22 protein-coding genes are annotated in these 24,712 nt (G+C 59.4%); 8 read left to right on the top strand and 14 right to left on the bottom strand.

The genetic code is table 11. The features are described 5' to 3' along the window. Positions 1–71 precede the first annotated feature (71 nt). The 5 genes from AC3IUE_RS17590 to copC form a co-directional block, all read right to left on the bottom strand. Entirely contained in the window at positions 72–959 is an 888-nt protein-coding gene (locus AC3IUE_RS17590; protein ID WP_489263106.1) for an SMP-30/gluconolactonase/LRE family protein, read from the bottom strand. 53 nt (positions 960–1,012) lie between these two features. After that, positions 1,013–1,837, bottom strand: coding sequence for an NAD-dependent epimerase/dehydratase family protein (locus AC3IUE_RS17585; protein ID WP_489263105.1), 825 nt, complete (start codon positions 1,835–1,837; stop codon positions 1,013–1,015). A 277-nt stretch (positions 1,838–2,114) separates the two neighbouring features. Then, positions 2,115–3,413, bottom strand: coding sequence for an OprD family porin (locus tag AC3IUE_RS17580; RefSeq protein WP_489263104.1), 1,299 nt, complete (start codon positions 3,411–3,413; stop codon positions 2,115–2,117). Positions 3,414–3,663: 250 nt separating this feature from the next. After that, positions 3,664–4,524: a copper homeostasis membrane protein CopD gene (gene copD / locus AC3IUE_RS17575; protein ID WP_489263103.1), complete on the bottom strand. Its 861-nt coding sequence runs from the start codon at positions 4,522–4,524 to the stop codon at positions 3,664–3,666. A gap of 3 nt (positions 4,525–4,527) precedes the next feature. After that, complete coding sequence (copC, locus tag AC3IUE_RS17570; protein ID WP_489263102.1) at positions 4,528–4,893, bottom strand: copper homeostasis periplasmic binding protein CopC; 366 nt, start codon at positions 4,891–4,893, stop codon at positions 4,528–4,530. Positions 4,894–5,033: 140 nt separating this feature from the next. Between copC and AC3IUE_RS17565 the strand changes: the two genes are divergently transcribed. Then, positions 5,034–5,654: a TetR/AcrR family transcriptional regulator gene (locus tag AC3IUE_RS17565; RefSeq protein WP_008149783.1), complete on the top strand. Its 621-nt coding sequence runs from the start codon at positions 5,034–5,036 to the stop codon at positions 5,652–5,654. 116 nt (positions 5,655–5,770) lie between these two features. On the opposite strand, the gene preA is transcribed toward AC3IUE_RS17565, so the two are convergent. The 3 genes from preA to hydA form a co-directional block, all read right to left on the bottom strand. After that, the gene (gene preA, locus AC3IUE_RS17560) at positions 5,771–7,045 is read right to left on the bottom strand and encodes an NAD-dependent dihydropyrimidine dehydrogenase subunit PreA (RefSeq protein ID WP_489263101.1); all 1,275 of its coding nucleotides are present in this window, start codon (positions 7,043–7,045) and stop codon (positions 5,771–5,773) included. After that, on the bottom strand, positions 7,046–8,413 hold the full coding sequence (locus AC3IUE_RS17555) for an NAD(P)-dependent oxidoreductase (RefSeq protein WP_489263100.1): 1,368 nt from the start codon (positions 8,411–8,413) through the stop codon (positions 7,046–7,048). 156 nt (positions 8,414–8,569) lie between these two features. After that, positions 8,570–10,009 (bottom strand): dihydropyrimidinase, encoded by a 1,440-nt coding sequence (hydA, locus tag AC3IUE_RS17550; protein WP_489263099.1) that lies wholly within the window; start codon positions 10,007–10,009, stop codon positions 8,570–8,572. Between the two features lie 551 nt (positions 10,010–10,560). Between hydA and AC3IUE_RS17545 the strand changes: the two genes are divergently transcribed. From AC3IUE_RS17545 to AC3IUE_RS17520, 6 genes are all read left to right on the top strand, one after another. After that, entirely contained in the window at positions 10,561–12,045 is a 1,485-nt protein-coding gene (locus AC3IUE_RS17545) for an NCS1 family nucleobase:cation symporter-1 (protein ID WP_046048889.1), read from the top strand. A 152-nt stretch (positions 12,046–12,197) separates the two neighbouring features. Then, on the top strand, positions 12,198–13,481 hold the full coding sequence (locus tag AC3IUE_RS17540) for a Zn-dependent hydrolase (RefSeq protein ID WP_489263098.1): 1,284 nt from the start codon (positions 12,198–12,200) through the stop codon (positions 13,479–13,481). 94 nt (positions 13,482–13,575) lie between these two features. Further along, positions 13,576–14,010, top strand: coding sequence for a carboxymuconolactone decarboxylase family protein (locus AC3IUE_RS17535; RefSeq protein WP_489263097.1), 435 nt, complete (start codon positions 13,576–13,578; stop codon positions 14,008–14,010). 3 nt (positions 14,011–14,013) lie between these two features. Continuing rightward, on the top strand, positions 14,014–14,907 hold the full coding sequence (gene sigJ, locus AC3IUE_RS17530; protein ID WP_489263096.1) for an RNA polymerase sigma factor SigJ: 894 nt from the start codon (positions 14,014–14,016) through the stop codon (positions 14,905–14,907). A 102-nt stretch (positions 14,908–15,009) separates the two neighbouring features. Continuing rightward, positions 15,010–16,506, top strand: a complete 1,497-nt coding sequence (locus AC3IUE_RS17525; protein ID WP_489263095.1) for a helix-turn-helix transcriptional regulator — start codon at positions 15,010–15,012, stop codon at positions 16,504–16,506. A 129-nt stretch (positions 16,507–16,635) separates the two neighbouring features. Then, positions 16,636–16,884 carry a DUF1652 domain-containing protein gene (locus AC3IUE_RS17520; RefSeq protein ID WP_489263094.1) on the top strand — a complete coding sequence of 83 codons (249 nt, stop codon included), beginning with the start codon at positions 16,636–16,638 and terminating at the stop codon, positions 16,882–16,884. Positions 16,885–17,290: 406 nt separating this feature from the next. On the opposite strand, the gene AC3IUE_RS17515 is transcribed toward AC3IUE_RS17520, so the two are convergent. From AC3IUE_RS17515 to AC3IUE_RS17490, 6 genes are all read right to left on the bottom strand, one after another. Then, positions 17,291–18,406, bottom strand: a complete 1,116-nt coding sequence (locus AC3IUE_RS17515; protein ID WP_489263093.1) for a Gfo/Idh/MocA family protein — start codon at positions 18,404–18,406, stop codon at positions 17,291–17,293. 318 nt (positions 18,407–18,724) lie between these two features. Beyond that, complete coding sequence (locus tag AC3IUE_RS17510) at positions 18,725–19,492, bottom strand: SDR family oxidoreductase (protein ID WP_489263092.1); 768 nt, start codon at positions 19,490–19,492, stop codon at positions 18,725–18,727. A 45-nt stretch (positions 19,493–19,537) separates the two neighbouring features. After that, the gene (locus tag AC3IUE_RS17505) at positions 19,538–20,605 is read right to left on the bottom strand and encodes a phosphotransferase family protein (protein WP_489263091.1); all 1,068 of its coding nucleotides are present in this window, start codon (positions 20,603–20,605) and stop codon (positions 19,538–19,540) included. A gap of 144 nt (positions 20,606–20,749) precedes the next feature. Further along, entirely contained in the window at positions 20,750–21,709 is a 960-nt protein-coding gene (locus AC3IUE_RS17500; RefSeq protein WP_056741753.1) for a 2-hydroxyacid dehydrogenase, read from the bottom strand. Between the two features lie 254 nt (positions 21,710–21,963). After that, positions 21,964–22,581, bottom strand: a complete 618-nt coding sequence (locus AC3IUE_RS17495; protein ID WP_461998632.1) for a TetR/AcrR family transcriptional regulator — start codon at positions 22,579–22,581, stop codon at positions 21,964–21,966. Positions 22,582–22,612: 31 nt separating this feature from the next. Further along, complete coding sequence (locus AC3IUE_RS17490) at positions 22,613–22,996, bottom strand: tautomerase family protein (RefSeq protein WP_046048875.1); 384 nt, start codon at positions 22,994–22,996, stop codon at positions 22,613–22,615. A 269-nt stretch (positions 22,997–23,265) separates the two neighbouring features. Between AC3IUE_RS17490 and AC3IUE_RS17485 the strand changes: the two genes are divergently transcribed. Further along, positions 23,266–24,546 carry a serine/threonine transporter gene (locus AC3IUE_RS17485; protein WP_056741756.1) on the top strand — a complete coding sequence of 427 codons (1,281 nt, stop codon included), beginning with the start codon at positions 23,266–23,268 and terminating at the stop codon, positions 24,544–24,546. Positions 24,547–24,712 lie beyond the last annotated feature (166 nt).

Raw genomic sequence — 24,712 nt, 5'->3', positions numbered from 1 at the left:
TGACGACTGCTGCGTCCGAACGCGGCCCGAACCGAACGCAGCCTTCGGCAGCTGCTACATGGGGACCTGGTTCATCCCTGGAACAACGGCTCCGGCAAACCTTTCACCCCGGGATTGAGGGCGAACACACCGCCGGCCAGTGACTGTTCGTCATGGTCGTCACCGGGGCGGATCGAGGTCACGAACAGGGTGTCCAGGCGACTGCCGCCGAAGGCGCACATGCTCGGTTTTTTCACCGGCACGGCGAGGGAACGGTCCAGTCGGCCGTCGGGCGTGAAACGGTGAATCAGCCCGGCGTCATTGGCGCAAATCCAGTAGCAGCCTTCGGCATCGACCGCTGCGCCATCGGGACGACCAGGGAATTGATGCATGTCGACAAACAGCCGGCGGTTGGACGGCGTGCCGCTGTCGATGTCGTAATCAAAGGCCCAGATTTGCTGGACCAGAGGATGAGAGTCAGACAGGTACATCGTTCGCCCGTCCGGGCTGAAACCCAGGCCGTTGGGCACGATAAACCCGCTGAGTTGCGCTTCGAGCGGCCCGCGTTGCCCGGCGCTGTAGCGGTAAAGCGTGCCGTCGGCAGCGTTGGCGCCCATGTTCAGCACCATGCTGCCGGCCCAGAAGCGCCCCTGACGATCGCAGCGACCATCGTTCAGGCGCATATCTGTGCGGGCGTGTTCGACCGGAGCCAGGAGGTTGCTGTCGAGGCTGCCATCGTTATGCGGGTGCAGATGAAAGAACCCGCTTTCCATCCCGGCAACCCAGCCGCCGTTGCTGTGACGTGCAATGCAGGCGAGCATCTCCGGCGCTTTCCAGGCATGGACATGGCCGGTTTCGGCGCTCCAGCGCTGAAGTCCGCCGGCAGGAATATCCACCCAATACAGGGCGTTTTCCTCGGGGACCCAGACCGGGCATTCACCGACTGCGTTACGGGCATCGACAATCAATTCGGCATGCATGACAACTCATCCCCTCGGGTTTTTGTTGTTGGGATCAAGTGATGTGCGCGGGTTCAGTCGCCGAACGGGCCGGACGCGACAAACGCTCCCCCCTGGTAGACCCGTGCCGGGTCATCAGCGGCCGGCATCGGTTGGGCTTCGACTTTTTCGCGGAACACTTCGGAGCTGTCCTGAGGTTCATAACCCAGGCAGGTGGCAAAACGGTTGTCCCACCAGACGTTCTTGTTGTCGGACATGCCGTAGACCACGGTGTGACCGACATTGGGGGCGTACAGCGCGCACTCGAGCAATTGAGTCAGGTCGCCGAAGCTCAACCAGGTGCTCATCATTCGGCGGTTCAGCGGTTCCGCGAAGGAGGAGCCGATGCGCACGCTGACGGTCTCGATGCCGTAGCGGTCGAAGTAGAAACTGGCCATGTCTTCGCCGTAGGACTTGGACAAGCCGTAGTAGCTGTCCGGGCGGCGAGGGGAGTGGGCGTCGATGACTTCATCCTGCTTATAGAAGCCGATCACGTGGTTGGAACTGGCGAAAATAACCCGCTTCACGCCATGGCGGCGAGCGGCTTCATAGATGTGGAACACGCCGCAGATGTTGGCGCCGAGGATGTCTTCGAACGAGTGCTCCGTCGATACGCCACCAAAGTGCAGGATCGCGTCTACGCCTTCAACCAGCTGATGGACTGCTTGCTTGTCTGCCAGGTCGCAGGGCACGACTTCTTCACGGTCATCGATGGCCGGGGCGATGTCGGCGATGTCCGACAGACGAATCACATTGGCGTAGGGCCGCAGGCGTTCGCGCAGGACTTTGCCGAGGCCACCGGCGGCACCGGTCAGGAGGAGACGATTGAAAGGAGCGCGGGCGTTAGTTGTGATGGTCATGGAAGTCCCTGAACAAGCAGTCATTGTTATTGAATTTGTTGTAGGTTGTCGTACGACTGGGTCGAAGTATCGTTAGGGTCTCAGGTCGTTGTCAACGCGTCATCGGTTGAAATTGACGGAGGGTCATCCCCGCATCCGCTGACAACACGAAGCACTTTGTGGGAGCGAGCTTGCTCGCGATGGCTTTATGTCAAATACCTTGATGTTGAATGTAACGCCACCATCGCGAGCAAGCTCGCTCCCACAGGGCTCGTGTTGATCCCCCCGGCCCCTCGGCTTACAGCAACGAAAGCGGGTAGTTGATGATAAGGCGGTTTTCGTCGAATTCATTGGTGCTGAAGTCCTTGCGGATCGACGCGTTACGCCATTTGACGTTGAGGTTCTTCAGCGCGCCGCTCTGTACGGTGTAAGCCAGTTCTGATTCGCGGCCCCATTCCTTGCCGTCGGTGATGGTGCCTGTGTGCACGTTATCGCCGCTGATGTAGCGGTTCATCATCGTCAGGCCGGGAATGCCGAGCGCCACAAAATTGTAGTCGTGGCGCAGCTGCCAGGATCTTTCCTTGGCGTTGTCGTAGCTGGAGTTGTAGCTGTCGTTGGCCAGGGTGCCGCCGCTGGTGCCGTTGACCCGCATCCAGACATCGTCGCCGGTCAGTTTTTGCAGGCCGACAAAGAAGGTGTTGCCGCCGTATTTGGCCGAGAGCATGGCGAACGCGGTTTTGTTGTCGAGGTCGCCCGCCAGGGCGCTGCCGTCTTCCTTGCCGATGAAGTAGCCAAGGTTGGCGCCGAGGGTCCAGTCGCCGATGGGCTGGCTGTGGCTCAGGTTGAAATACTGCTGCTGATAAATGTCGCTGAGCTGTGCGTACCAGACGCCGACCTGGGTGCGCTTTTCGTTGAACGCATATTCACCGCCGCCAAAATTGAAACGGTCCGAGGTGAAGGCCGCTGATTTGCCGTTCATGAACATGTCTTCCATGCTCGCATCGTTGCGCGGACTGTTGGCGCGGAACTGGCCGCCGTAGAGCGTCAGGCCACTGATCTCGGTGGACGTCACCTGACCACCGCGGAAGGTTTGCGGCAGGGAGCGGCCGTCGTCGGAGCGCAGGATCGGCAACACCGGCATCCATTCGCCGACCTTCAATTCGGTTTTCGAGACTTTACCTTTCAGCGCCACACCCAGGCGCCCGAAATTGTCGGCCGGGCGGCCGTCGTCATGAATCGGCAGCAACGAGGTGCCGCCCGTGCCTTTGCCGCCGTCGAGTTTTTCCGAGTACAGGCCCAGCACATCCATGCCGAAACCGACGGGGCCCTGGGTGAATCCGGATTTGGCATCGAGGATGAAGCTTTGGGTCCACTCTTCAGCCTTGCCCTGCGGGTAGGCCGGATTCGTGAAGTTGCGGTTGATGTAGAAGTTGCGCAGGTTCAGCGTGGCTTTGGCGTCATCGACGAAACCTTCGGCATGACTGGTCATGGGCAAGGCGAGGGCCAGGCTGCTGCAACCGATCAGGCTCAGGGTGTGACGGCGTGCGAAAGATGGGCGAGGGGTGCAGACGGAGGAATTGCGGACGAGCTTGCTCACAGTGACGCTCCCGTGTTTCTTGTTGTTTTTATTTTTTGTTATACGTCGTCGTACAACATCGGGGCGGATTATTTGCAAGTGTTACGGGGAATGTCAATCAGAAGTTGTACGATGACTTGGTGCGGTTTTATGGTATGTCGAAGAACCTCTGTGGGAGTGAGCCTGCTCGCGATAGCGGTCTGACATTCACTACAGTGGTGTCTGTTCTACCGTCATCGCGAGCAGGCTCACTCCCACAGGGATTTGTGTTTTAGCTTACGATCATCGGCGGCATCGTGCCGAGTAAAGAAACGGCAGCCACCGCTCCCATCCCCAGCAACCATTCGAAGATGACGCTGCTTTTCAGAGCAGTCGGATGCTGCTCGCAATCGTTGATCCGCAGCCGATTGAACAACGCCAATCCCAGCATCGCGGCGACCAGCACAACCTTGATCAACAGAATCAGCGCAAACCCGGACAGCAACGGCGTCGGCCAGAATTGCCCGGTCAGTACGCGAACGTTGATCAAACCGGTCATCACCAACCCGGCCACCAATACGTAACCAATGCCGCTGAAGCGTTGCAAGGTCGCTTTGATTGAATGCTCTGCCGGCTGCCGCAGGATCATCACCAACAACATCAAGCCGCCGAGCCAGGCGCCGACGCAGGTCAGGTGAATGATTTGATTGAGGATCAGCAATTGGCCGTTGAGGCCGTCGAGCATGGCACCGTGGCCGACCGGGGCGAGGGTGGCCAGCAGCAGGCTGGCGAGGCCGATTCGCAGGGGTAGGTTTGCACGCAAGGGCGTCATCAGCAGCGCGACCAACAACGCATTGAGCAGCAAGTGCCAGCGCCAGACCTGGCCGAAAAATGTATTGCCCAGCACCAGTCGCAGGGTCGACGGATCGAATGCCGCGTCCCACGAACCGGCCATGCTGGCGGTGATCAGCAGCAACCAGCTAACGCCAGTGACCAACGCCACCGCCGCCAGCCAGCGGCTTGTCTTAATCAGTCGCTGATCCAGATTTCCAGCGTCGCCATTGACCAGCAGAGGCCTGAAGACCCAGCCCCCGAATAGCATCAGCACGACAGTGAAATGCAGAAAGCGGCACAGCACCATCGCGCTCGTCATGAATTACTGGCCAACCTTGAAGCTATAGGCGCCTTCGCTTTTGTGGGTATCGACCGACACCGCGTGCCATTCGACTTTGTACGCACCCGCTGCCAACGGTGCGGCCGGGGTGACGATCAGGGTTTTCTTGTCACTGCCTTCGGTGGCGAGGCTTTTCACCGGAACGTCGCTGCCATCTTTGCTGATCGTGACTTTGGAAAAGGTCGCTTCAACGCCTTCGGAAAACACCAGGCGCAGTTCCGACGGCGCGCTCACCGTGCTGTCGGCGGCCGGGGTCTGGCTTTTCAGATGGGCGTGGGCAAACACTGATGAAGCGGCGAACAACGAGCCGAGAAGGGCGACGGTGGTCAGGGTTTTCTTGAGCAGCATCGTGGAATACCTCTGAGGCGGATTCGAAGAGGCGGTTAGTTTACCTGCGAGACGCTGGCTGTACGAAGTTTCGTTTTCCCTTGTCGCCGCGAGATAGAGCGGATGCTAGTCTTGATCAACGCTGTTGTCAGGGAGCCCTCATGGGCAATCACAAGATCGAGATTCGTCGCAGTAACGTCGAGAAAATTCTGTTGGGGGCCGAAAAGGTTTTCGCCGAAAAAGGTTTCGGCGGCACCGCCATGGCCGACATCGCCGCCGAAGTGCAACTGCCGCGCTCCAACCTGCATTACTACTTCAGCACCAAGAGTGAGCTGTACAGCGCGGTGCTGTTGGGTTTGCTGGAAGTGTGGAAACAGGACGCCCTGTGCTTCGAGATGTTCGACGACCCGCGCGTGGTGCTCAGCAGCTACATCCGCGCCAAGATGAACCACTCCCGCAGCCGGCCGTACGGCTCCAAAGTCTGGGCCAACGAAATCATCCACGGCGCACCGACCCTGGGTGAGAAGCTGGACGTGAGCCTGTACGACTGGGCCAAGATGAAAGAAGCGAAAATTCGCCAGTGGGTGGACGACAAACGCATCCTGCCGGTGGAACCTTCGAGCCTGCTGTACATGATCTGGGCGTCGACCCAGCATTACGCCGACTTTGATCATCAGGTGAATATTCTGAATGACCATCAGCCGTTGTCGGACATGCAGTTCGAGCGGGCGGTGCAGACGGTGACGAGTGTGATCTTGCGGGGGATCGGGTTGGAGCCTTGAGGCTTAAGATTTGCGGTGTTGCTGCTGGCCTCATCGCGAGCAAGCTCGCTCCCACAGGGATCTATTGAACACTGAAGATCCAATGTGGGAGCGAGCTTGCTCGCGATGGCGTCCGTTCAGCCTGCCACGTGATACGGGTTGCGCGGATCATGATTCCAATCCAGAAACGGTTTGCCCGTATCCATCGGCACCATCTCGATACAATCCTGCACCGGGCACGTGATCTGACACAGATTGCACCCCACGCACTCATCATCAATCACTTCATATTTGTGCGTCCCGTCCGCCTGCTTAAGGCTGGCAATCGCCTGGTGCGAAGTGTCTTCGCAAGCAATGTGGCAACGACCGCAACCAATGCAGGCCTCCTGATCAATCTTGGCAATCACCTGATAGTTGATGTCCAGGTACTTCCAGTCCGTGGTGTTGCTCACCGCACGCCCGGAAAACTCTGACACGCTGGCGTAGCCCTGACTGTCCATCCAGCGCGATAAACCGTCTTTCATCTCCTCGACAATCCGGAAGCCATGCAGCATCGCTGCCGTACACACCTGCACCGAGCCGCTGCCCAGCGCAATAAACTCTGCCGCGTCGCGCCAGCTGCTAATGCCGCCAATGCCCGAGATCGGCAGGCCTTGCGTCTGTGGATCACGGGCGATTTCGGCGACCATGTTCAGTGCAATCGGCTTCACCGCCGAACCGCAATAACCACCATGAGTGCTTTGGCTACCCACGGCGGGATTGGCGACCATGCGCTCCAGGTTGACGCTGGTGATCGAGTTGATCGTGTTGATCAGCGACACCGCATCCGCACCGCCGCGATGGGCCGCGCGGGCGGCGACGCGAATGTCGGTGATGTTCGGTGTGAGCTTGACGATCACCGGCAGCGAGCAGTACGTCTTGCACCAACGGGTGACCTGTTCGACGTATTCCGGCACCTGGCCGACCGCCGCGCCCATGCCGCGCTCCGGCATCCCGTGCGGGCAACCGAAGTTCAGCTCGATGCCGTCGGCGCCGGTGGCTTCCACCAGCGGCAGGATGAATTTCCAGGATTCTTCGACGCAGGGCACCATCAGCGACACGATCAACGCGCGGTCCGGCCAGTCTTTTTTGACCTGAGTGATTTCCCGCAGGTTGATCTCCAGCGAACGATCGGTGATCAGTTCGATGTTGTTGAAGCCCACCACTTCACGGTTGGCCCCGAAGTGCGCCGAGTAGCGCGATGACACGTTGACCGCCGCCGGGTCCTCGCCCAGGGTTTTCCAGACCACGCCACCCCAGCCGGCCTCGAAGGCACGGACCACGTTGTAGGCCTTGTCGGTCGGTGGCGCGGAGGCCAGCCAGAACGGGTTAGGGGCTTTGATACCGGCGAAGACAATCGAGAGATCGGCCATTTACGCAGCCTCCACGTTGAGCATGAGTTGGGCGTTGATGGCCTCGGCGGCCCGTTTGCCGTGCTGCACGGCCTGCACGGTGAGGTCCTGATCGAGACTGGTGCAGTCGCCGCCGGCGTACACGCCGGGGATGCTGGTGCGCAGGTTTTCGTCCACTTGAATCCGCTCGCCCTGGCGCTTGAGTTCACGGGCCAGCGGATCGGCGAGGGCGCTGCCATCAAAGGCCTGGCCGATGGCTTTGAAGATCGCGTCAGCGGCCAGTTCGAAGGTTTCGCCAGTGGTTTGCAGGCGACCTTCGACTAACCAGGTCCGCGCGAAGCGCATGCCGCGTACTTGGCCTTGAGCATCCAACAGGACTTCTTCGGGTTGTGCCCACGTCAGCAAACGCACTTGATTGGCTTTGGCGATGTCCTGTTCGTGGTCGGTGGCGCCCATTTCCTCGACACCGCGGCGGTACACCAGGTTGACGTCGCGTGCCCCGAGGCGAGCCATTTGCACGGCCATGTCGATGGCGGTGTTGCCGGCGCCCAAAACGATACAACGGTCAGCGAGGGGGAGTTGGGTCAGGTCATCGGCCTGACGCAGTTCGCGGATGTAATCGGTGGCGGCCAGCAGACCGGGCGCATCTTCATGAGCAAGCCCCAGCTGTTTGCTGGCGGCCAGTCCGAGCCCAAGGAACACCGCGTCGAACTGCTGATGCAGCTCGCTTAAGGTCAGGTTTTCGCCGAGTTTCTGCCCGTGGCGGATTTCGATCCCGCCGATTTCCAATAGGAATTCAAGCTCCTTCTGCGCGTAGTCGTCCACCAGTTTGTACTTGGCGATCCCGTATTCGTTGAGGCCGCCAGCCTTTTCCCGAGCCTCGAAAATCACCACGTCATGACCGTGCATGGCACTGCGGTGAGCGCAGGACAAACCGGCTGGACCGGCGCCGACCACGGCGATGCGCTTGCCGGTTGATGCAGCACGCGTGAAGGGGTGTTCGCTGAAGTGTGCGTTGTCGACGGCGTAACGCTGCAACAGGCCGATCAGCACCGGTGCGCATTCATGGTCGTTGTTGCGCACGCAGGCTTGCTGGCAAAGCACTTCCGTCGGACACACCCGAGCGCAACTGCCACCGAGGATGTTCGCCGAGAGGATTTTCTGCGCGGCACCCTGAACGTTTTCCTGATGGATATTGCGGATGAACGACGGAATGTCGATCTCGCTCGGACAGGCATTCACGCAGGGCGCGTCGTAGCAGTACAGGCAACGCGAGGCTTCCAGATGGGCCTGACGGTCGTTGAGTGGCGGCGCCAGATCGGTGAAATGGCCGGCGAGGGCGGCCGCATTCTCGTGCGGATGCGGGAGGTGGTTCAGAGTCTTGATCACGGTGTTGGCCTCACGGTTATTTGAGGTGATGCCTCTATCGGGCATTGGATTTTTTTGTTGTCTGGACTGGCCCTATCGCGAGCAAGCTCGCTCCCACATTTGGAATGCATTCCCCTGTGGGAGCGAGCCTGCTCGCGATGGCCGAAGGCCTCGATCTCAGCGTTTCACAGCTGTCGGCCTGTTCAACTCAGCCCGCTTACTCAGCAAATCAAACACCGCCGGATACGCCGGCCGTTCGACATACCGCCCGGCACCACGCTCGGCCCGCAAATCACCATCGGCCCACACCACCCGGCCCTGGCTGACGGTATGACTCGGAACACCGCGTACGGTCTTGCCTTCGAAGATGTTGAAGTCCACTTGCTGATGGTGAGTCTTCGCCGAAATCGTCCGCGTACCTTCCGGATCCCACAGCACCAGATCCGCGTCCGCACCGACGCGAATCGCGCCTTTGCGCGGGTAGAGGTTGAAAATCTTCGCGGTGTTGGTGGAGGTGAGCGCCACGAAGTGCTGCATCGACAAACGCCCGGTGTTCACCCCTTCATCCCAGAGCACCGCCATGCGGTCTTCGATACCGGCCGTGCCATTGGGGATTTTGCTGAAATCGTCACGGCCGGCGGCTTTTTGCTCGGCGCAGAAGCAGCAGTGGTCGGTGGCGGTGGTGTGCAGGTTGCCCGATTGCAGGCCGTGCCAAAGCGCCTCTTGATGGCCGCGCGGACGGAAGGGCGGGCTCATCACGTAACCGGCGGCGGTCTGCCAGTCCGGGTGTTGATAAACGCTGTCGTCCAGCAGCAAATGCCCGGCCAGGACTTCGCCGTAGACTTGTTGGCCCTTGCTGCGGGCGTAGGTGATTTCGTCGAGGGCTTCCTTGGTCGAGACGTGCACCAGGTACAGCGGCGTGCCCAGGGTTTCGGCGATGCGGATCGCCCGACTGGCCGCTTCACCTTCCACCTGCGAAGGGCGCGACAACGGATGCGCTTCAGGGCCGGTCATGCCTTGGGCCATCAACTTGCGTTGCAGGTGATAGACCAGCTCACCGTTCTCCGCATGCACGGTCGGCACCGCGCCCAATTCCAGGCAGCGCTCGAAACTCGCCACCAGCGTGTCGTCGGCGGCCATGATCGCGTTCTTGTAGGCCATGAAGTGCTTGAAGCTGTTGACCCCGTGCTGGCTGACCAGCTCGGCCATTTCCTCGCGCACCTGTTCGCTCCACCAGGTGATCGCGACATGGAAACCGTAATCCGACGCCGATTTCTCGGCCCAGCCGCGCCACTGATGAAAGGCTTCCATCAAGGATTGCTGCGGATTGGGAATCACAAAGTCGATGATCGACGTCGTGCCACCGGCAAGTCCCGCCGCAGTACCGCTGAAGAAGTCTTCACTGGCCACCGTGCCCATGAAGGGCAGTTGCATGTGCGTGTGCGGATCGATGCCGCCGGGCATCAGGTACTGGCCGCTGCCGTCGAGCACTTCGGCACCCGCCGGAACATCAAGATTTTCGCCGATGGCTTTGATCACGCCGTCGGCGCAATAGACGTCGGTGCGATAACTTTCATCATGGGTAATAACGGTGGCGCCACGGATCAACAGAGACATTCCGAGTTCCTCGCAGGCAATGACCGACTTGTGCCGGTTCTAAATGTTTTATATGAAGCCGACGCAAACAGGTGTATTCCTGTCAGCGCTGTCAGGAATAAACGCTAGTCTGAGTTTGAGGATTGAGCAAGAATATTTTTTATAAGCTTATATCTGTTTTAACGTGTTGATAAATAACGATTAAATACGTAAATCACCAAAATGGTGAGGCCTCTCACCATTTTGACGCACTTGACAGGTTCTAAAAATAGACGAGATTTCTTATGTGAAATCAGCCGGTTGAGGATGGTCTATGGTTGATGCGCGACGTTGAAAAAAAGTGATATGCACCAGATTGAGTCCTGACGGTTCGGACAACTTGCCTGGCATTTGGCCTGAGTGAACAAGCAAGTAACCGGTGACTCATCGGCTATGTAAATAAAACTGATAAACATCAGTTGGTTACAAAGTTTTTATGGAACTGCCCGATGCGCAAACGGGGTAATCGGCACGTTAATTGAAGCCACCAGCCCCTGATGAGCAACAATAATCAAAAGAACAGTGGAGCGGCCATGCAACAGATCAGATCGCAAGTGACCGAACGCGACGGCTTGTTTGAGCTCGAAGCCGGCAGTGACGTCCTCGACAGCCCCCGTTACAACCACGACATGGCACCGACCAAGGTGCGCGAACGAACCTGGAACAAATGGCACATCACCGCATTGTGGATCGGCATGGCGGTCTGTGTGCCGACCTACACCCTCGGCGGCGTGCTCACCGCGTATTTCGGCCTGAGCGTCGGCGAAGCGCTGCTGGCGATTCTGTTCGCCAACATCATCGTACTGATCCCGTTGACCCTGAACGCCTTCCCCGGCACCAAGTACGGCATTCCGTTTCCGGTGTTGTTGCGTTCGTCCTTTGGCGTCCTCGGCTCCAACATTCCGTGCCTGATCCGGGCGCTGGTGGCGTGTGGCTGGTTCGGCATTCAAACGATGTTCGGCGGGCTGGCCATTCACCTGTTTCTCGGCTCGGTGTTCGACGGTTGGAAATCCCTCGGCGGTACCGGTGAAGTGATCGGGTTCATGGTGTTCTGGGCCTTGAACCTGTGGGTGGTGATTCGCGGCGCGGACTCGATCAAATGGCTCGAAACCCTCTCTGCACCGTTGTTGGTGCTGGTGGGCGTGGGGTTGCTGGTATGGGCGATGCCGAACGTGTCGATGACCGAGTTGCTGGCGATCCCGGCCAAACGTCCAGAAGGCGCGAGCGTGGTCAGTTACTTTGCCGCCGGGCTGACCGCCATGGTCGGGTTCTGGGCCACGTTGTCCCTGAACATTCCGGATTTCAGCCGCTATGCGAAAAGCCAGAAGGATCAGATCGTCGGGCAGATTATCGGCTTGCCCCTGACCATGTTTCTGTTCGCCTCGCTCGGCGTGGTGATGACCGCCGCCTCGGTAAAACTGGTGGGCGTCACCGTCTCTGATCCGGTCACCTTGATCGGCCATATCCAGAGCCCGGTCTGGGTCGCACTGGCCATGGCGCTGATCATCATCGCCACGCTGTCGACCAACACCGCGGCCAACATCGTGTCGCCGACCAACGATTTCCAGAACGTCGCGCCCAAGTTCATCAACCGCACCAAAGCGGTAATGCTCACCGGCCTGGTCGGCTTGGCGCTGATGGCCCATGAGCTGTTGAAGAAGCTTGGGTTGATCGTCTCGGATTTGAGCCTGGAGACGGTGTATTCCAACTGGTTGCTGGGCTATTCGAGCCTGTTGGGCCCGATCGCCGGGATCATGGTGGTGGACTATTTCCTGATCAAGAAACAGCAACTGGACCTGGCCGGCCTCTATCGCGATGACGTTTACCCGGCGTGGAACTGGTTCGGGTTTATCGCGTTCGGTGTGCCGGTGGCGCTGACGCTGCTGTCGCTCGGTAGCAATGCATTCAGCTGGTTCTACGACTATGGCTGGTTCACCGGCTCGGCACTGGGCGGGCTGATTTATTACGGGTTGTGTTCGATGCGTCCCAGCCCATCAATCGCGAAATCTGCGGTGTGATTGATGGCCTCATCGCGAGCAAGCTCGGCTCCCACAGGGTTTTGTGAACGCTGAAGATCCCTTGTGGGAGCCGAGCTTGCTCGCGATGGCGGCCTCAAATTCACCGATTCATAGCCTGAAGAAACCTATAACAACTGCCTGAGGAGATCATCATGAACGCTGCCGTAGACGTTCTGCAGTCCAGCCATCAGCACATCAACCGCGACCGCTTGTGGCAGTCGCTCATGGACCTGGCCAAGCTCGGCGCCACGGTCAAGGGCGGCGTCTGTCGGCTGGCCCTGACCGACCTCGACCGCCAGGCCCGGGACATTTTCGTCAACTGGTGCGAGGAGGCCGGTTGCACCGTCAGCATTGACGCCGTCGGCAACATCTTCGCCCGCCGCCCCGGCCGCAACCCGAACCTGCCACCGGTGATGACCGGCAGCCACATCGACACCCAACCCACCGGCGGCAAGTTCGACGGTTGCTTCGGCGTACTGGCCGGCGTCGAAGTGCTGCGCACCCTCAATGACCTGGGCGTGGAAACCGAAGCGCCGCTGGAAGTGGTGGTCTGGACCAACGAGGAAGGCTCACGCTTCGCTCCGTGCATGATGGGCTCCGGCGTATTCGCGGAAAAATTCACCCTTGAAGAAACCCTGGCCAAGGTCGATGCCGAGGGCGTCACGGTCGGTGAAGCGTTGAACGCCATTGGCTATGCTGGCGAGCGCAAGGTCAGCGGCCATGCTGTCGGCGCCTATTTCGAGGCCCATATCGAGCAAGGCCCAATCCTTGAAGACGAACGCAAAACCATCGGCGTGGTGATGGGCGCCCTCGGCCAGAAATGGTTCGACCTGAAACTGCGCGGCGTCGAAGCCCACGCCGGCCCGACGCCGATGCACCTGCGCAAGGATGCTCTGGTTGGCGCTTCGGTGATCGTCGGCGCGGTCAACCGCGCTGCCCTCGGTCATCAACCTCACGCCTGCGGCACCGTCGGCTGCCTGCAAGCCTATCCCGGCTCACGCAACGTCATCCCCGGCGAAGTGCGCATGACCCTGGACTTCCGTCATCTGGAACCGGCGCGCCTGGACTCAATGATTGCCGAAGTCCGTGAAGTCATCGAAACCACCTGCGAGGAACACGGCCTGACCTTCGAACTGACACCCACTGCGGATTTCCCACCGCTGTACTTCGACAAAGGCTGTGTGGAAGCGGTACGCGGCGCTGCTCAAGGGCTGGGTCTGTCGCACATGGACATCGTCAGCGGAGCAGGGCACGACGCAATCTTCCTCGCCGAACTCGGCCCGGCCGGGATGATCTTCGTACCGTGCGAAGGCGGCATCAGCCACAACGAAATCGAAAACGCCGCGCCGGATGATCTGGCGGCCGGGTGTGCGGTGTTGTTGCGGGCGATGCTGGCGGCGTCGGCGGCGATTGCCAACGGTCAATTGGCCGCTTGAAATGCATGACGTGCGCTGAAAAAAACAGCGCACGTCACAAACCCGAATCCTCAATCGTCATCCTGTTGAATCCCCCAAACAGTGGAGCAACACGATGTCGTCCAACACCCAACCGGTCAACCTGCTGCAATCGATTCCTCAGGTGTTCGAGAGCCTGACCCAGGTCCATGTCACCCTCGACAGCCACGACCTGTCCCCGACCCTCAAACACCTGCTGCACCTGCGTGCCTCGCAGATCAACCAGTGCGGCTTCTGCGTGAAGATGCACACCCGCGAGGCCCGTGAAGCCAATGAAACCAACGAGCGGCTGGACCGCCTGATCGTCTGGCGTCACGTCAGCGATTTCAGCGCCTCCGAACGCGCCGCCCTGGCCTGGGCCGAAGCCCTCACCGTACTCGATGAAAAGACCGACTACGCCAGCCTGCGCGGTGACTTGCGTGAGCACTTCAATGACGCGCAAATCGGTGCCTTGACGGCCGAGATCGGCATGATCAACCTGTGGAACCGTTTGCAGGTGTCGAGGCACTGATTGATGAACTCCGCTGAAAACGCCGCCGCTGTGTTCGAGCAGCGCCGGCCCTTTTTGCTTGGTCTGGCGTATCGCATCCTCGGCTCCCGCGCCGAAGCCGAGGATGTCGTGCAAGAGCTGGTCATCAAATGGCTGGAGGCCGACCGCGCCGCCATTGCCACGCCGGCCGCCTGGCTGACCACAGCGTGCACCCGGCACTGCATCGATCTGCTGCGCTCGGCTCACAAGTCGCGGGTTGATTACGTCGGCACCTGGCTGCCGGAACCGATTCACACCACCCACCAGGATTCACCCGAACATAGGCATGAACTGGCCTCGTCGCTGTCCACCGCGTTCCTGTTGTTGCTGGAACGGCTAACCCCCAAGGAGCGTGCGGCGTACTTGCTCTACGAAATATTCGACATGGATTACGCGCAAGTCGCGGATGCGGTCGGGGTTCAAGAGGCTGCGTGCCGCAAACTGGTGTCCCGGGCCAAGGCCAGCCTCGACAGCGGACAAACGCGCTTTCAACCGGAACCGGCGCGTCAGGACCAGTTGCTCAGCGCTTTCCATAGCGCCATCGCCAGCGGCTCGACCGCTTCCTTGACCGCGATGCTGAGCGAAGACGTCGAACTCTGCGCCGACAGCGGCGGCAAGGCCTCGGCCATCCGCGAAACCTTGTCCGGCATTACCCGCGTGCTGGATTTCATTGGTCAGTCGTTGCACGTCTATTGGCAGACTTGCGAATGGCTGCCCAGCGAAATCAATGGCGCCCAAGGCGTGATCATCAAGGCAGATGGGGTCATCACTGCTTCGATGACTTTTGGGTTTGATGAAGCGGGGCGGGTGAGGCGGATTTTTATCATGCGTAACCCGGAGAAGTTGGCGGGGTTGCAGGGTTCGTTGGATGTGCAGTGACTCAGTGCCCGGCGGATGAGTCCTCTGCACTATCCCAACCCCCCGCGGTCGTAATCTTCACAGGCCGGCGCATGTATGCGCCGCCGCACGCGTGGAGATCCAATGAGCCAGGACGTCCTGACCACCGAAACCAATCGCCGTCAGTTGCAGCAGATTATCGCCGGCCTGTCCGATGGGGTGATTCTGCTGGAGCTCGACCAGACCCTCCTCTGGGCCAATGACGCGGCGCTGGCCATGCACGGCGTCGAGCAGCTCAGCGAGCTGGGGGCGAATGCCAAGGAGTACGCCAAGCGCTTCGCCTTGCGTTATCGCAATAATCACCCGGTTCAGGCCGACAATTATCCGATCAGCCGCGTCGCTCGAGGCGAGTCCTTCAGCGATGTGTTGGTTGAGGTGACACCGGCGGACGACGAAGAGCGCACCTGGGTCCACAGCGTGCGCAGCATGGTGCTGGCCGACAGCGCTGGCAAGCCGGAGTCGCTGGTGCTGATCATGAACGACGTCACGGAGTGGGCCAGCGCCGAGCAGCGTTTCGAGAAAACCTTCAATGCCAACCCGGCCCCGGCGGTGATCTGTCGCCTCAGCGATTTGCGCTACATCAAAGTCAACCCGGGCTTCCTGGAGATGACCGGCTATACCCGTGATCAGGTGATCGGCCGTTCGACCTATGAACTGGACGTGCTGGAGGGCGCCGAAAACAAAGACCTGGCCAAGCAGCGGTTGCGTGAAGGGGCGACCATTCCGCAAATGCAGGCGCAGTTGCAGTTATCCGAAGGTGGCAGCAAACAGGTGATCGTCGCCGGCCAGCCCCTTGAACTGAATGACGAAGCCTGCATGCTCTTTTCCTTCGTCGACATCGAGCCTCGGCATAAGGCCGAAGTCGCCCTGCGCCAAAGCGAGGAACGCTTCGCCAAGGCTTTTCGACTGACCCCGGTGCCGATCCTGGTGTGCAACGCCGGCGATCAGGTGGTGATGGACGTCAATGAAGCGTTCCTCGATACGCTCGCGTATGCCAGTGAAGAAGTGCTTGGCAAATCGGTAACGCAGATCGATTTTATCGATGACACTGGCGCGCGCTCGCGACTGTTTGCGGCGCTGGAAAAAACCGGAAGCGTGGATCGTGTCGATGTTCGAGTACGCAAGAAAGGCGCCGGGCTGATCGATTGCGCGGTCTCGGCCGACACCGTGAACATTCAGGACAGTCCCTGCTACCTGCTGGTGTTTATGGACATCACCGAACGTAAACGCACGGAGCTGGAGCTGGTGTCAGCGATCGAAGAGGTGATGAAAGACGCCTCTTGGTTCAGCCGCACGCTCATCGAGAAGCTCGCTAACGTGAAAAACGTCAACTCGCCGCAGTTGCCTAGCGTGTCTTTCACCGACCTGACCGCCCGCGAGCGCGATGTGCTCGGCCTGATCTGTGAAGGCCTGGCCGACAAGGAAATCGCCGCGCGGCTCAAACTCGCACCCAACACGGTGCGCAACCATGTGTCGACGGTGTATTCCAAGCTCGACGTTCACAGTCGTAGCGAGGCGATTGTCTGGGCTCGCGAGCGAGGTTTGTTCTCCAGCGAGTGGCGGCCCAAGGCCCAGCGTTAGGTGCAAATGCACTACTCGAGGGGGTGCAAATTAATGTTCTGAACGGGTGCGGCAGTTCTTAGGCTGTAAGGGTGCGGTACAGGTCTTCGGGTATCGCGTCCCTTTCGAAACAGCTACAGGAACCGCGGGATGATTTATGTGGCGCAATTGCGTTTGCAACTGGAGCGGAGCTTTTCGCCGTTGGCCTGTGACTGCACTGTTACGGGTGATCATTCACTGACGGTGAAGCTCTATCATCCGGTGTCGGGGCAGGTGGATCTGGTGGTCACCGGGCTGAGCGTAACAAACCTCAGAACGCCGGAGTCGGTGGCAGCGTTGATCGAAGAGCTGCGTTATGAACTCGAGAGCAACACGTTGCATCGTCGCGAGACGTCCTAGGAACTGTCGGGTTTTGCCGGCGGTCGTATAAAGAATACGAGAGTATTTTTTCTGTGACCGGTCCGCGGGTACGCGGTGAAGTAGTTGGGTCGCGGAAATATGTCGATCACATACCGCGGGTCAACCTATGAAAAGTCTTGGGAAACGCACTTTTACAACACTGTCGTTCGCACTCTGGATAGCGATTCTGGGTGGTTGCGCCAGTCCTCCACCGCCACCTCCCGCTGCACCGCCTCCACCCCCTGTGCGCACCTGCCAAACCACTGAAAACACCGATGTGCAAGGTGATATGAGGGCTGAGGGGCAGGTGACCCGGGAAACCACGCTCACTCGTTGCGTCACTCAGTAAGCGTCCATCTGCTCACGTTTAACCGCCAGCAGCGCTGTGCTGCTGGCGGGGCTTCGTTCAGACTTCCTCGATCCTGACCCAACGCGACTCCCGCGCTGCCAACCGAATCGCCGTCGCCAGACGTTCGACTTCCCACGCCTGTTCGAAATCTGTTCCACCCTGAGATAAACCTGCCAGCGCCATCACCAGATCATGGACTTCCAATGTCTTGAGTTCGTTGTAGCCGAGCTGATGCCCTGCCGCCGGGCTGAACGCCGCATAACCCGGCAGATTCGGCCCTGCCAGCAAGCGCTGGAAACCGTCCTGACCGGCACGAAACAGACGCAGTTCATTCAGGCGTTCCTGATCGAACACCAACGTCCCTCGGGTGCCGCTGATTTCAAAGCTCAGGTGATTCTTGTAGCCGTGCTTGAGCCAACTGCTGCTGAACGTGCCCCGGGCGCCATTCGCAAACCGCAACAAGGCGTGGACCTGATCGTCGACCGCGATACTGCGTTGTTCCAGGCTGCCAGCCGTGGCGGGGCGTTGCCGGTGCACGGTCTGGGTGTCGGCGCTCACTGCCTCGACATCGCCCACCAGATAACGGGCCATGGCCAACAAGTGGCTGCCCAGATCGGCCAGTGCGCCACCGGCATGATCGGCATCGCAACGCCACGACCAGGGTGACGCGGGATCGGCCATGAAGTCTTCGCTGAATTCACCCTGGAAACTGATGATCTGACCCAAGTCGCCGTTTTCAATCAGCTGCCGGGCGAGCCCGATCATCGGGTTGTGCTGATAGTTGTAACCCACCCGCGTCACCACGCCCGCCGTTTTTGCCGCCAGACGCATGGCATCGGCCTGTTGCAGATTCACCGCCAACGGCTTCTCGCAATACACCGGTTTGCCGGCGGCGAGGGCGGCCATGGCCATGGGGTAATGCAGGTGATTGGGCGTGGTGATGGCGATCAGATTGACCTTGGGGTCATCGATCAATTGCTGCCAGTCGCTATGGGCGGTGTCGAAACCCCAGGCATCGGCGCAGTGGCGGGCACGTTGCGGATCGGCGTCGGCCAAGGCGGCGAGTTTGAGCTTGAGGGGCAGTTCGAAAACCGCACTGACGTTGCGAAACGCCAAGGCATGGGCGCGGCCCATGAAACCTGTGCCGATGAGTCCGATACCGAGTTCGCGCATAGCCGGGGTCCTTTTGGGATTTTGTTTTCAGGAGGGCTATTTATGGAATAAAAATTCCTTATTTGCAAATATTGGAATTAAAATTCCTCTGCGTGATGCCAGAAACAAAAAGGCAGCCCGAAGGCTAATGCCGATCAGATGAGGATTTGAACACCGCAACCTCTGTGGGAGCGAGCTTGCTCGCGATAGCGGCAGGTCAGTCAGCATTGATGTTGAATGTTGCGCCGCCATCGCGAGCAAGCTCGCTCCCACAGGTTTTGCACCTTAACTGATCGGCATTAGCCCGAAGGCTGCCTTTTGCTCATCCGGTAAATCGGATCAGGACAAGAACCCACCATCCACATTCAACGAAACCCCAGTGGTGTAACTCGACGCATCACTGGCCAGATACAACACCGCTCCCGCCATTTCACTCGGATCCGCCACACGCTTGAGCGGAATCTGCTGCAACGCGGTATTCAAAATAGCCTCGTTCTTCACCAGCGCCGAAGCGAATTTGGTGTCGGTCAGGCCCGGTAGCAAGGCGTTGCAGCGGATGCCGAACTGCGCGCATTCCTTGGCGAACACTTTGGTCATGTTGATGACCGCCGCTTTGGTCACCGAGTAGATACCCTGGAAGATCCCTGGCGAGATGCCGTTGATCGAGGCGACGTTGATGATGCTGCCGCCGCCGTTTTCGCGCATCAGCTTGCCGGCTTCCACCGACATGAAGAAGTAGCCGCGGATGTTCACATCGACGGTTTTCTGGAAAGCGCTGAGGTCGGTGTCCAGTACGTTGCAGAACTGCGGGTTGGTCGCCGCGTTGTTGACCAGGATGTCCAGGCGCCCGAACTGTTCGCGGATGCCGGCGAAGACCTGGCTGATCTGTTCCATTTCACCGATGTGGCATGCCACGGCATTGGCTTTGCCGCCGGCGGCGATGATCGCGTCGGCCACGTGCTGGCAGCCGTCGAGCTTGCGGCTCGAGACGATCACATGGGCACCTTGCTGGGCCAGCAGTTTGGCGATGGCTTCACCGATGCCGCGGCTGGCGCCAGATACGAATGCGATTTTGCCGTCGAGGTCGAACAACTGAGTCTTGGACATGGGATTCTCTTATAAAAAGTCTTGTTATTGGGGCCAGTGGCACAATCAGAGGCTGGATTTCTGGATGACTTGCAGGCTCATCTGCTCCAGCAGTTTGTTCATGTGAATGAACTGCGCGAAGCGTTTGTCCTGGGTCTGACCATGGAAGAAGCGGTAGTAGATCTGCTGCACGATGCCGGCCAGACGGAACAGGCCGTAGGTGTAGTAGAAGTCGAAATTGTCGATCTGGATGCCTGAACGCTCGGCGTAGTAATCGACGAACTCGCGGCGGGTCAGCATGCCCGGCGCGTGGCTCGGTTGACGGCGCATCAGTTGCACCGGTGCCGGGTCGTCGGCTTCGATCCAGTAGGCGAGGGTGTTGCCCAGGTCCATCAGCGGGTCGCCGAGGGTGGTCAGTTCCCAGTCGAGCACGCCGATGATGTCCATCGGGTTGTTTGGGTCGAGGATCACGTTGTCGAAGCGGTAGTCGTTGTGGACGATGCTGGAGGTCGGGTGATCGGCCGGCATCTTGTCGTTGAGCCAGGCTTTGACCGCTTCCCACTTCGGCGCGTCCGGCGTCAGGGCTTTCTCGTAGCGATCGCTCCAGCCTTTGATTTGCCGCGCGACATAACCTTCGGGTTTGCCGAGGTCGCCCAAGCCATAGGCGTTGTAGTCGACCCGGTGCAGTTCAACGAACTTGTCGATGAAGCTCTTGCACAGCGTTTCGGTTTTCGTCGAATCCAGACCCAGTTCCGGCGGCAGTTCGGAGCGCAGGATGATCCCCTTGACCCGTTCCATCACATAGAACTCGGCGCCGATCACCGATTCGTCAGTGCAGTGCACGTAGGCTTTGGGGCAGTACGGAAAACCATCACGGAGCTGATTGAGTATGCGAAATTCGCGGCCCATGTCGTGGGCGGACTTGGCCTTGTGGCCAAAGGGCGGGCGACGCAGGACGAACTCCTGCTCGGGGTATTCCAGCAAGTAGGTGAGGTTCGACGCACCGCCTGGAAACTGGCTGATCTGCGGCAAACCACTCAGGCCCGGAATGTGGGCCTTGAGGTACGGATCGATAAGGCTGGCATCGAGTTCTTCGCCGGTGCGGATACGTGTGGACTGGTCAGTAAGCGCCATGCTTATCCCTTCTGCTTATTCTGGAGGCCTGAGACTATTGGCTAATCTAATGCGCACACCCGACACCCACAACCACGAAACGCCCTTATAGGTGAGCGTGTTGCCGGGCAATCATTGTTTTTGATACACCTGTTTGAATGGTGGTCAGATCATGCTTGTCGACGATGGCAGGGCAATCGGGGTCAATACCGGATTGCCGGTGAAGAATGCCACCAGATTGCGACCTACCAGCTCCACGGTGCCTTGAGTGGCTTCCGGGGACAAACCGGCGACATGCGGGGTGAGGATCACATTGGCCAACGCCTTGAAGGCATTGGGTACTTGGGGTTCTGTGTCGAAGACATCCAGTGCAGCGCCGGCAATCCTGCGCTGCTCAAGCGAGCTGATCAGGTCTGCGGTGACGATCACGCTGGCTCGGGCGATATTGACGATGAACCCCTGGGGGCCCAAGGCGTCGAGTACTTGTCGGTTGATCAGGTGTTTGGTGCCCAGCCCGCCGGGGGTGGCGACGACCAAAAAGTCCGATTCCCGTGCCAATTCGGTGGGCGTCGAGCGGAAGCTGTACGGCACATCGCTGCGATGCTGGCGGTTGTGGTAACTGACCGTCATGTCGAAACCGTGGGCGGCGCGTTTGGCGATAGCCATGCCGACCGCACCGAGCCCCAGGATGCCCAGGTGCTTGCCGGCCAGGGACGGGCGCATGATTTTCGGCCACTCACCCCGGCGCACGGCGGCGTCGCAACGGGGAATGTCACGCACCAGCGACAGCAGCATTGCCATGGCATGGTCGGCAACTGAAGAGGCATTGACTCCGGCGCCATTGGTGACCGTAATGCCCCGGTTGGCGGCGGCTTGCAGGTCGACGTGTTCGTAGCCGGCGCCGATCACGCAGATGATCTTGAGATTGGGCAGGGCGGCGATTTCGTCGGCATACAGGCCCAATGGGCCGCGGGTCAGCACCGCATCGATCTGGGCGCCATGGCGTGTGATGGCATCGGCGCGCTCGGCTGGTGTCGGAGCCAGAATCAGGTGAAACCCCTGATGTTCGAGAATCGGCAGGTAATCATTGATGGTTTCAACCAGTACCAGAACGGTTGCGGGCATGCTGGGCTCCTGTGGACATCGGAAAGTCGGGGCTCGAAAGTGGCTTCAAAACGTTGCTTCAAATTGCTGATTGCGCAAAGGTTTGGCATTTACCAAAGATAGCAGGCTTGTGGCGTTCGACCTCAGTGTAGGAGCGTTCCGTAGCGCTTACATATCCACTGTGTTCAACACCTTTGCGAATGCACCGTTCGGGAGAAACAACAAGGCCCCGTCCATTGCTGGTGGGGCCTTGGGCTCGCTGCGCTGTGTTTATCTCAGCCAGACGGCGTCGCGGCCTTTTCAACGACCGTGTCCGAGGTGAGAAACGTCCGGGCGGCGTCGAGAATTTCATCGGACAAGGCGTCACCACGGGTGGCGCGGGCCAGGGTCAGGGCGCCGACCATCAGCGAATAGTCCACCAACGCTTTTTGCCGATTGGTTTCGGACTGATCCGCGCCCATCAGCGGTGCCAGCATCTGCAGCAATGCCTCCAGTCCTTGGGTGTAGGTCTGGTGCAATCCGCTTTCAGCGGTTTCATGGCACATGTCGCCGGCAAACGCGGTCACCGGGCAGCTTTCGCCCGGATTATCGCGATTGGCCGCGGACAGGTAGGGCGCGATGATGCTCTCGCGAGCCGAGAGGCTGTCGTCGTTATCCTCTATTTTCTGCTTCCAGCGTTCCATCGACTGGGTGAACGCCCGGCTGCACGCTTCTTTTGCCAGCGCTTCCTTGGATTCGAAGTGACCATAGAACCCGCCATGAGTGAGGCCGGCCGCACCCATCACATCGACGACACTGATCCCGTGCAGGCCGCGTTCGCGAAACAGACGCGTGGCGGCCTCGACGATGATCTCGCGGTTGAGTTCGGCTTGTTTGCGGGAGACTCGGGGCATTGGCGGCTCACAGGTATATAAAAGGCAGAAATCAGCTGGCGTACTGGGCTATGCCATTGCCAAACGACCAGTTCTCTTTCTTTACCTCCACCAGATTGATGAAGACATCTTCCAGGCGCACCGCCAGTTCCGCGTTAAGGCTCTCGGCGATGGTTTTGTAGAGGAGTTTTTTCTGTTCGATGGTGCGGCCTTCGCTCAGGGTGATCTGAATCACCACCAGATTGTCGGTGCGATTGATGCCCAGGTAGCCGGGATCAAAAATGAAATGCTGTTCGTCGTGCTCGGCAAGAATCTGGAAGTTATCGTTCTCCGGCACGCCAATGGCGCTGTGCATGGCGGCGTAGATCAATTGCCCGACACGTTTGGCGTGAGTCGGGTCTTGATGCTTTTTGATGTCGACGCGAACGAGTGGCATGAGAGGCTCCGTTGGTAAGGGCTGCCGGTCAGCAGTGAGTATCGAAATTACATGACGGCAATCCTTTATTAAATAGATTTTTTAAAACATCTATTTAATAAAGGGTGCCAATGGATCTGATCCGCACAACCACTCCTCAGCTAAGTCTTTGCTTCTGCTCATTAATCCCGGACAATCGCGCCCCTGTTTCGGCCAGGGCGCTGCCTGTCGGATTTTTCCGACTCGTCCTGACCGGGTAGCAACTGACCGGAATGCGGAGATCCCACCGGATGAATGATCAGGCCAATAGCGTCGACGAACGCTATGTATCGACGGCACCAGCGACGCTTGAGAGCTGGAATCGCCATGACACCACCTGGATGCTGGGCCTGTTTGGCACGGCCATCGGGGCTGGCACGCTGTTTTTGCCGATCAACGCGGGTCTGGGCGGCTTCTGGCCGTTGCTGGTCCTGGCGGTGTTGGCGTTCCCCATGACGTTTTACGCACACCGTGGCCTGACACGCTTTGTGTTGTCCGGACGCGAAGGCGCGGACATCACTGAAGTGGTGGAAGAGCACTTCGGGATCAAGGCTGGCGCGCTGATCACCTTGCTGTACTTCTTCGCGATCTTCCCGATCCTGCTGATTTATAGCGTGGCCCTGACCAACACCGTGGGCAGTTTCCTCGAGCATCAACTGCACATCATGCCGCCACCGCGCGCCGTGCTGTCGCTCGTGCTGATCCTTGGCCTGTTGGCGGTGGTACGTTGCGGCGAGCAGGCGATCGTCAAGGCCATGAGCCTGATGGTTTATCCGTTCATTGTTGCGCTGCTGTTCCTCGCGGTGTTCCTGATTCCCCACTGGAACGGCGGCATTCTCGCCACCGCGTCGACGCTACCAGAACCATCGGCACTGCTGCACACGCTGTGGCTGGCGATTCCGGTGATGGTGTTCTCGTTCAACCATTCGCCGATCATCTCGGCGTTCGCGGTGGACCAGAAGCGTCGTTATGGCGATCACGCCGAAGAGCGCAGCTCGCAGATCCTGTCCCGCGCCCACGCCTTGATGGTGGTGATGGTGCTGTTCTTCGTGTTCAGTTGCGTGCTGACCCTGTCGCCCGCACAACTGGCAGAAGCCAAGGCGCAGAACCTGTCGATCCTGTCGTACCTGGCCAACCACTTCAGCAACCCGACCATCGCCTTCGCGGCGCCGTTGATTGCGTTTGTGGCCATTTCCAAGTCGTTCCTGGGCCACTACATCGGCGCCAGTGAAGGTCTTAAAGGTCTGATCGTGAAGAGTGGCAAGCGCCCAGCACCGAAGACTATGGATCGCATGACTGCCGCCTTCATGCTGGTGGTCTGCTGGATCGTTGCCACGCTGAACCCGAGCATTCTGGGGATGATCGAAACCCTCGGTGGCCCGATCATCGCCGCGATCCTGTTCCTGATGCCGATGTACGCAATCCGCAAGGTTCCAGCCATGGCGCGTTATCGCGGTCAGGCTTCCAACGTCTTCGTGACGGCGGTGGGCCTGGTGGCAATTACGGCGTTGATCTATTCGCTGACTGCCTGAGTTTGAATCACCACTGATGTTTCTGTGGGGGCTGTGAGTCCGCTATCGCGAGCAAGCTCGCTCCCACAGGTTCTGCGCGGTCCGTGTGGGAGCGAGCTTGCTCGCGATTGGGGCCACTCGGTCCTCGGGTAAGCAAAGCAGTGAGTCCCACATTTGCTCAGGCATA

It is taken from the genome of Pseudomonas sp. GL_093, from assembly GCF_057837605.1.
Note: the sequence above shows the minus strand (reverse complement) of the source record. Positions and strands in the feature narration are given on the sequence as shown.

What these genes read in the sequence shown, in the direction of transcription:
- AC3IUE_RS17590 (WP_489263106.1), bottom strand. Translation starts at nt 959, where the DNA reads ATGCATGCCGAATTGATTGTCGATGCCCGTAACGCAGTCGGTGAATGC.
- AC3IUE_RS17585 (WP_489263105.1), bottom strand. Translation starts at nt 1,837, where the DNA reads ATGACCATCACAACTAACGCCCGCGCTCCTTTCAATCGTCTCCTCCTG.
- copD (WP_489263103.1), bottom strand. Translation starts at nt 4,524, where the DNA reads ATGACGAGCGCGATGGTGCTGTGCCGCTTTCTGCATTTCACTGTCGTG.
- copC (WP_489263102.1), bottom strand. Translation starts at nt 4,893, where the DNA reads ATGCTGCTCAAGAAAACCCTGACCACCGTCGCCCTTCTCGGCTCGTTG.
- AC3IUE_RS17565 (WP_008149783.1), top strand. Translation starts at nt 5,034, where the DNA reads ATGGGCAATCACAAGATCGAGATTCGTCGCAGTAACGTCGAGAAAATT.
- preA (WP_489263101.1), bottom strand. Translation starts at nt 7,045, where the DNA reads ATGGCCGATCTCTCGATTGTCTTCGCCGGTATCAAAGCCCCTAACCCG.
- hydA (WP_489263099.1), bottom strand. Translation starts at nt 10,009, where the DNA reads ATGTCTCTGTTGATCCGTGGCGCCACCGTTATTACCCATGATGAAAGT.
- AC3IUE_RS17545 (WP_046048889.1), top strand. Translation starts at nt 10,561, where the DNA reads ATGCAACAGATCAGATCGCAAGTGACCGAACGCGACGGCTTGTTTGAG.
- AC3IUE_RS17540 (WP_489263098.1), top strand. Translation starts at nt 12,198, where the DNA reads ATGAACGCTGCCGTAGACGTTCTGCAGTCCAGCCATCAGCACATCAAC.
- AC3IUE_RS17535 (WP_489263097.1), top strand. Translation starts at nt 13,576, where the DNA reads ATGTCGTCCAACACCCAACCGGTCAACCTGCTGCAATCGATTCCTCAG.
- sigJ (WP_489263096.1), top strand. Translation starts at nt 14,014, where the DNA reads ATGAACTCCGCTGAAAACGCCGCCGCTGTGTTCGAGCAGCGCCGGCCC.
- AC3IUE_RS17525 (WP_489263095.1), top strand. Translation starts at nt 15,010, where the DNA reads ATGAGCCAGGACGTCCTGACCACCGAAACCAATCGCCGTCAGTTGCAG.
- AC3IUE_RS17520 (WP_489263094.1), top strand. Translation starts at nt 16,636, where the DNA reads ATGATTTATGTGGCGCAATTGCGTTTGCAACTGGAGCGGAGCTTTTCG.
- AC3IUE_RS17515 (WP_489263093.1), bottom strand. Translation starts at nt 18,406, where the DNA reads ATGCGCGAACTCGGTATCGGACTCATCGGCACAGGTTTCATGGGCCGC.
- AC3IUE_RS17510 (WP_489263092.1), bottom strand. Translation starts at nt 19,492, where the DNA reads ATGTCCAAGACTCAGTTGTTCGACCTCGACGGCAAAATCGCATTCGTA.
- AC3IUE_RS17505 (WP_489263091.1), bottom strand. Translation starts at nt 20,605, where the DNA reads ATGGCGCTTACTGACCAGTCCACACGTATCCGCACCGGCGAAGAACTC.
- AC3IUE_RS17500 (WP_056741753.1), bottom strand. Translation starts at nt 21,709, where the DNA reads ATGCCCGCAACCGTTCTGGTACTGGTTGAAACCATCAATGATTACCTG.
- AC3IUE_RS17495 (WP_461998632.1), bottom strand. Translation starts at nt 22,581, where the DNA reads ATGCCCCGAGTCTCCCGCAAACAAGCCGAACTCAACCGCGAGATCATC.
- AC3IUE_RS17490 (WP_046048875.1), bottom strand. Translation starts at nt 22,996, where the DNA reads ATGCCACTCGTTCGCGTCGACATCAAAAAGCATCAAGACCCGACTCAC.
- AC3IUE_RS17485 (WP_056741756.1), top strand. Translation starts at nt 23,266, where the DNA reads ATGAATGATCAGGCCAATAGCGTCGACGAACGCTATGTATCGACGGCA.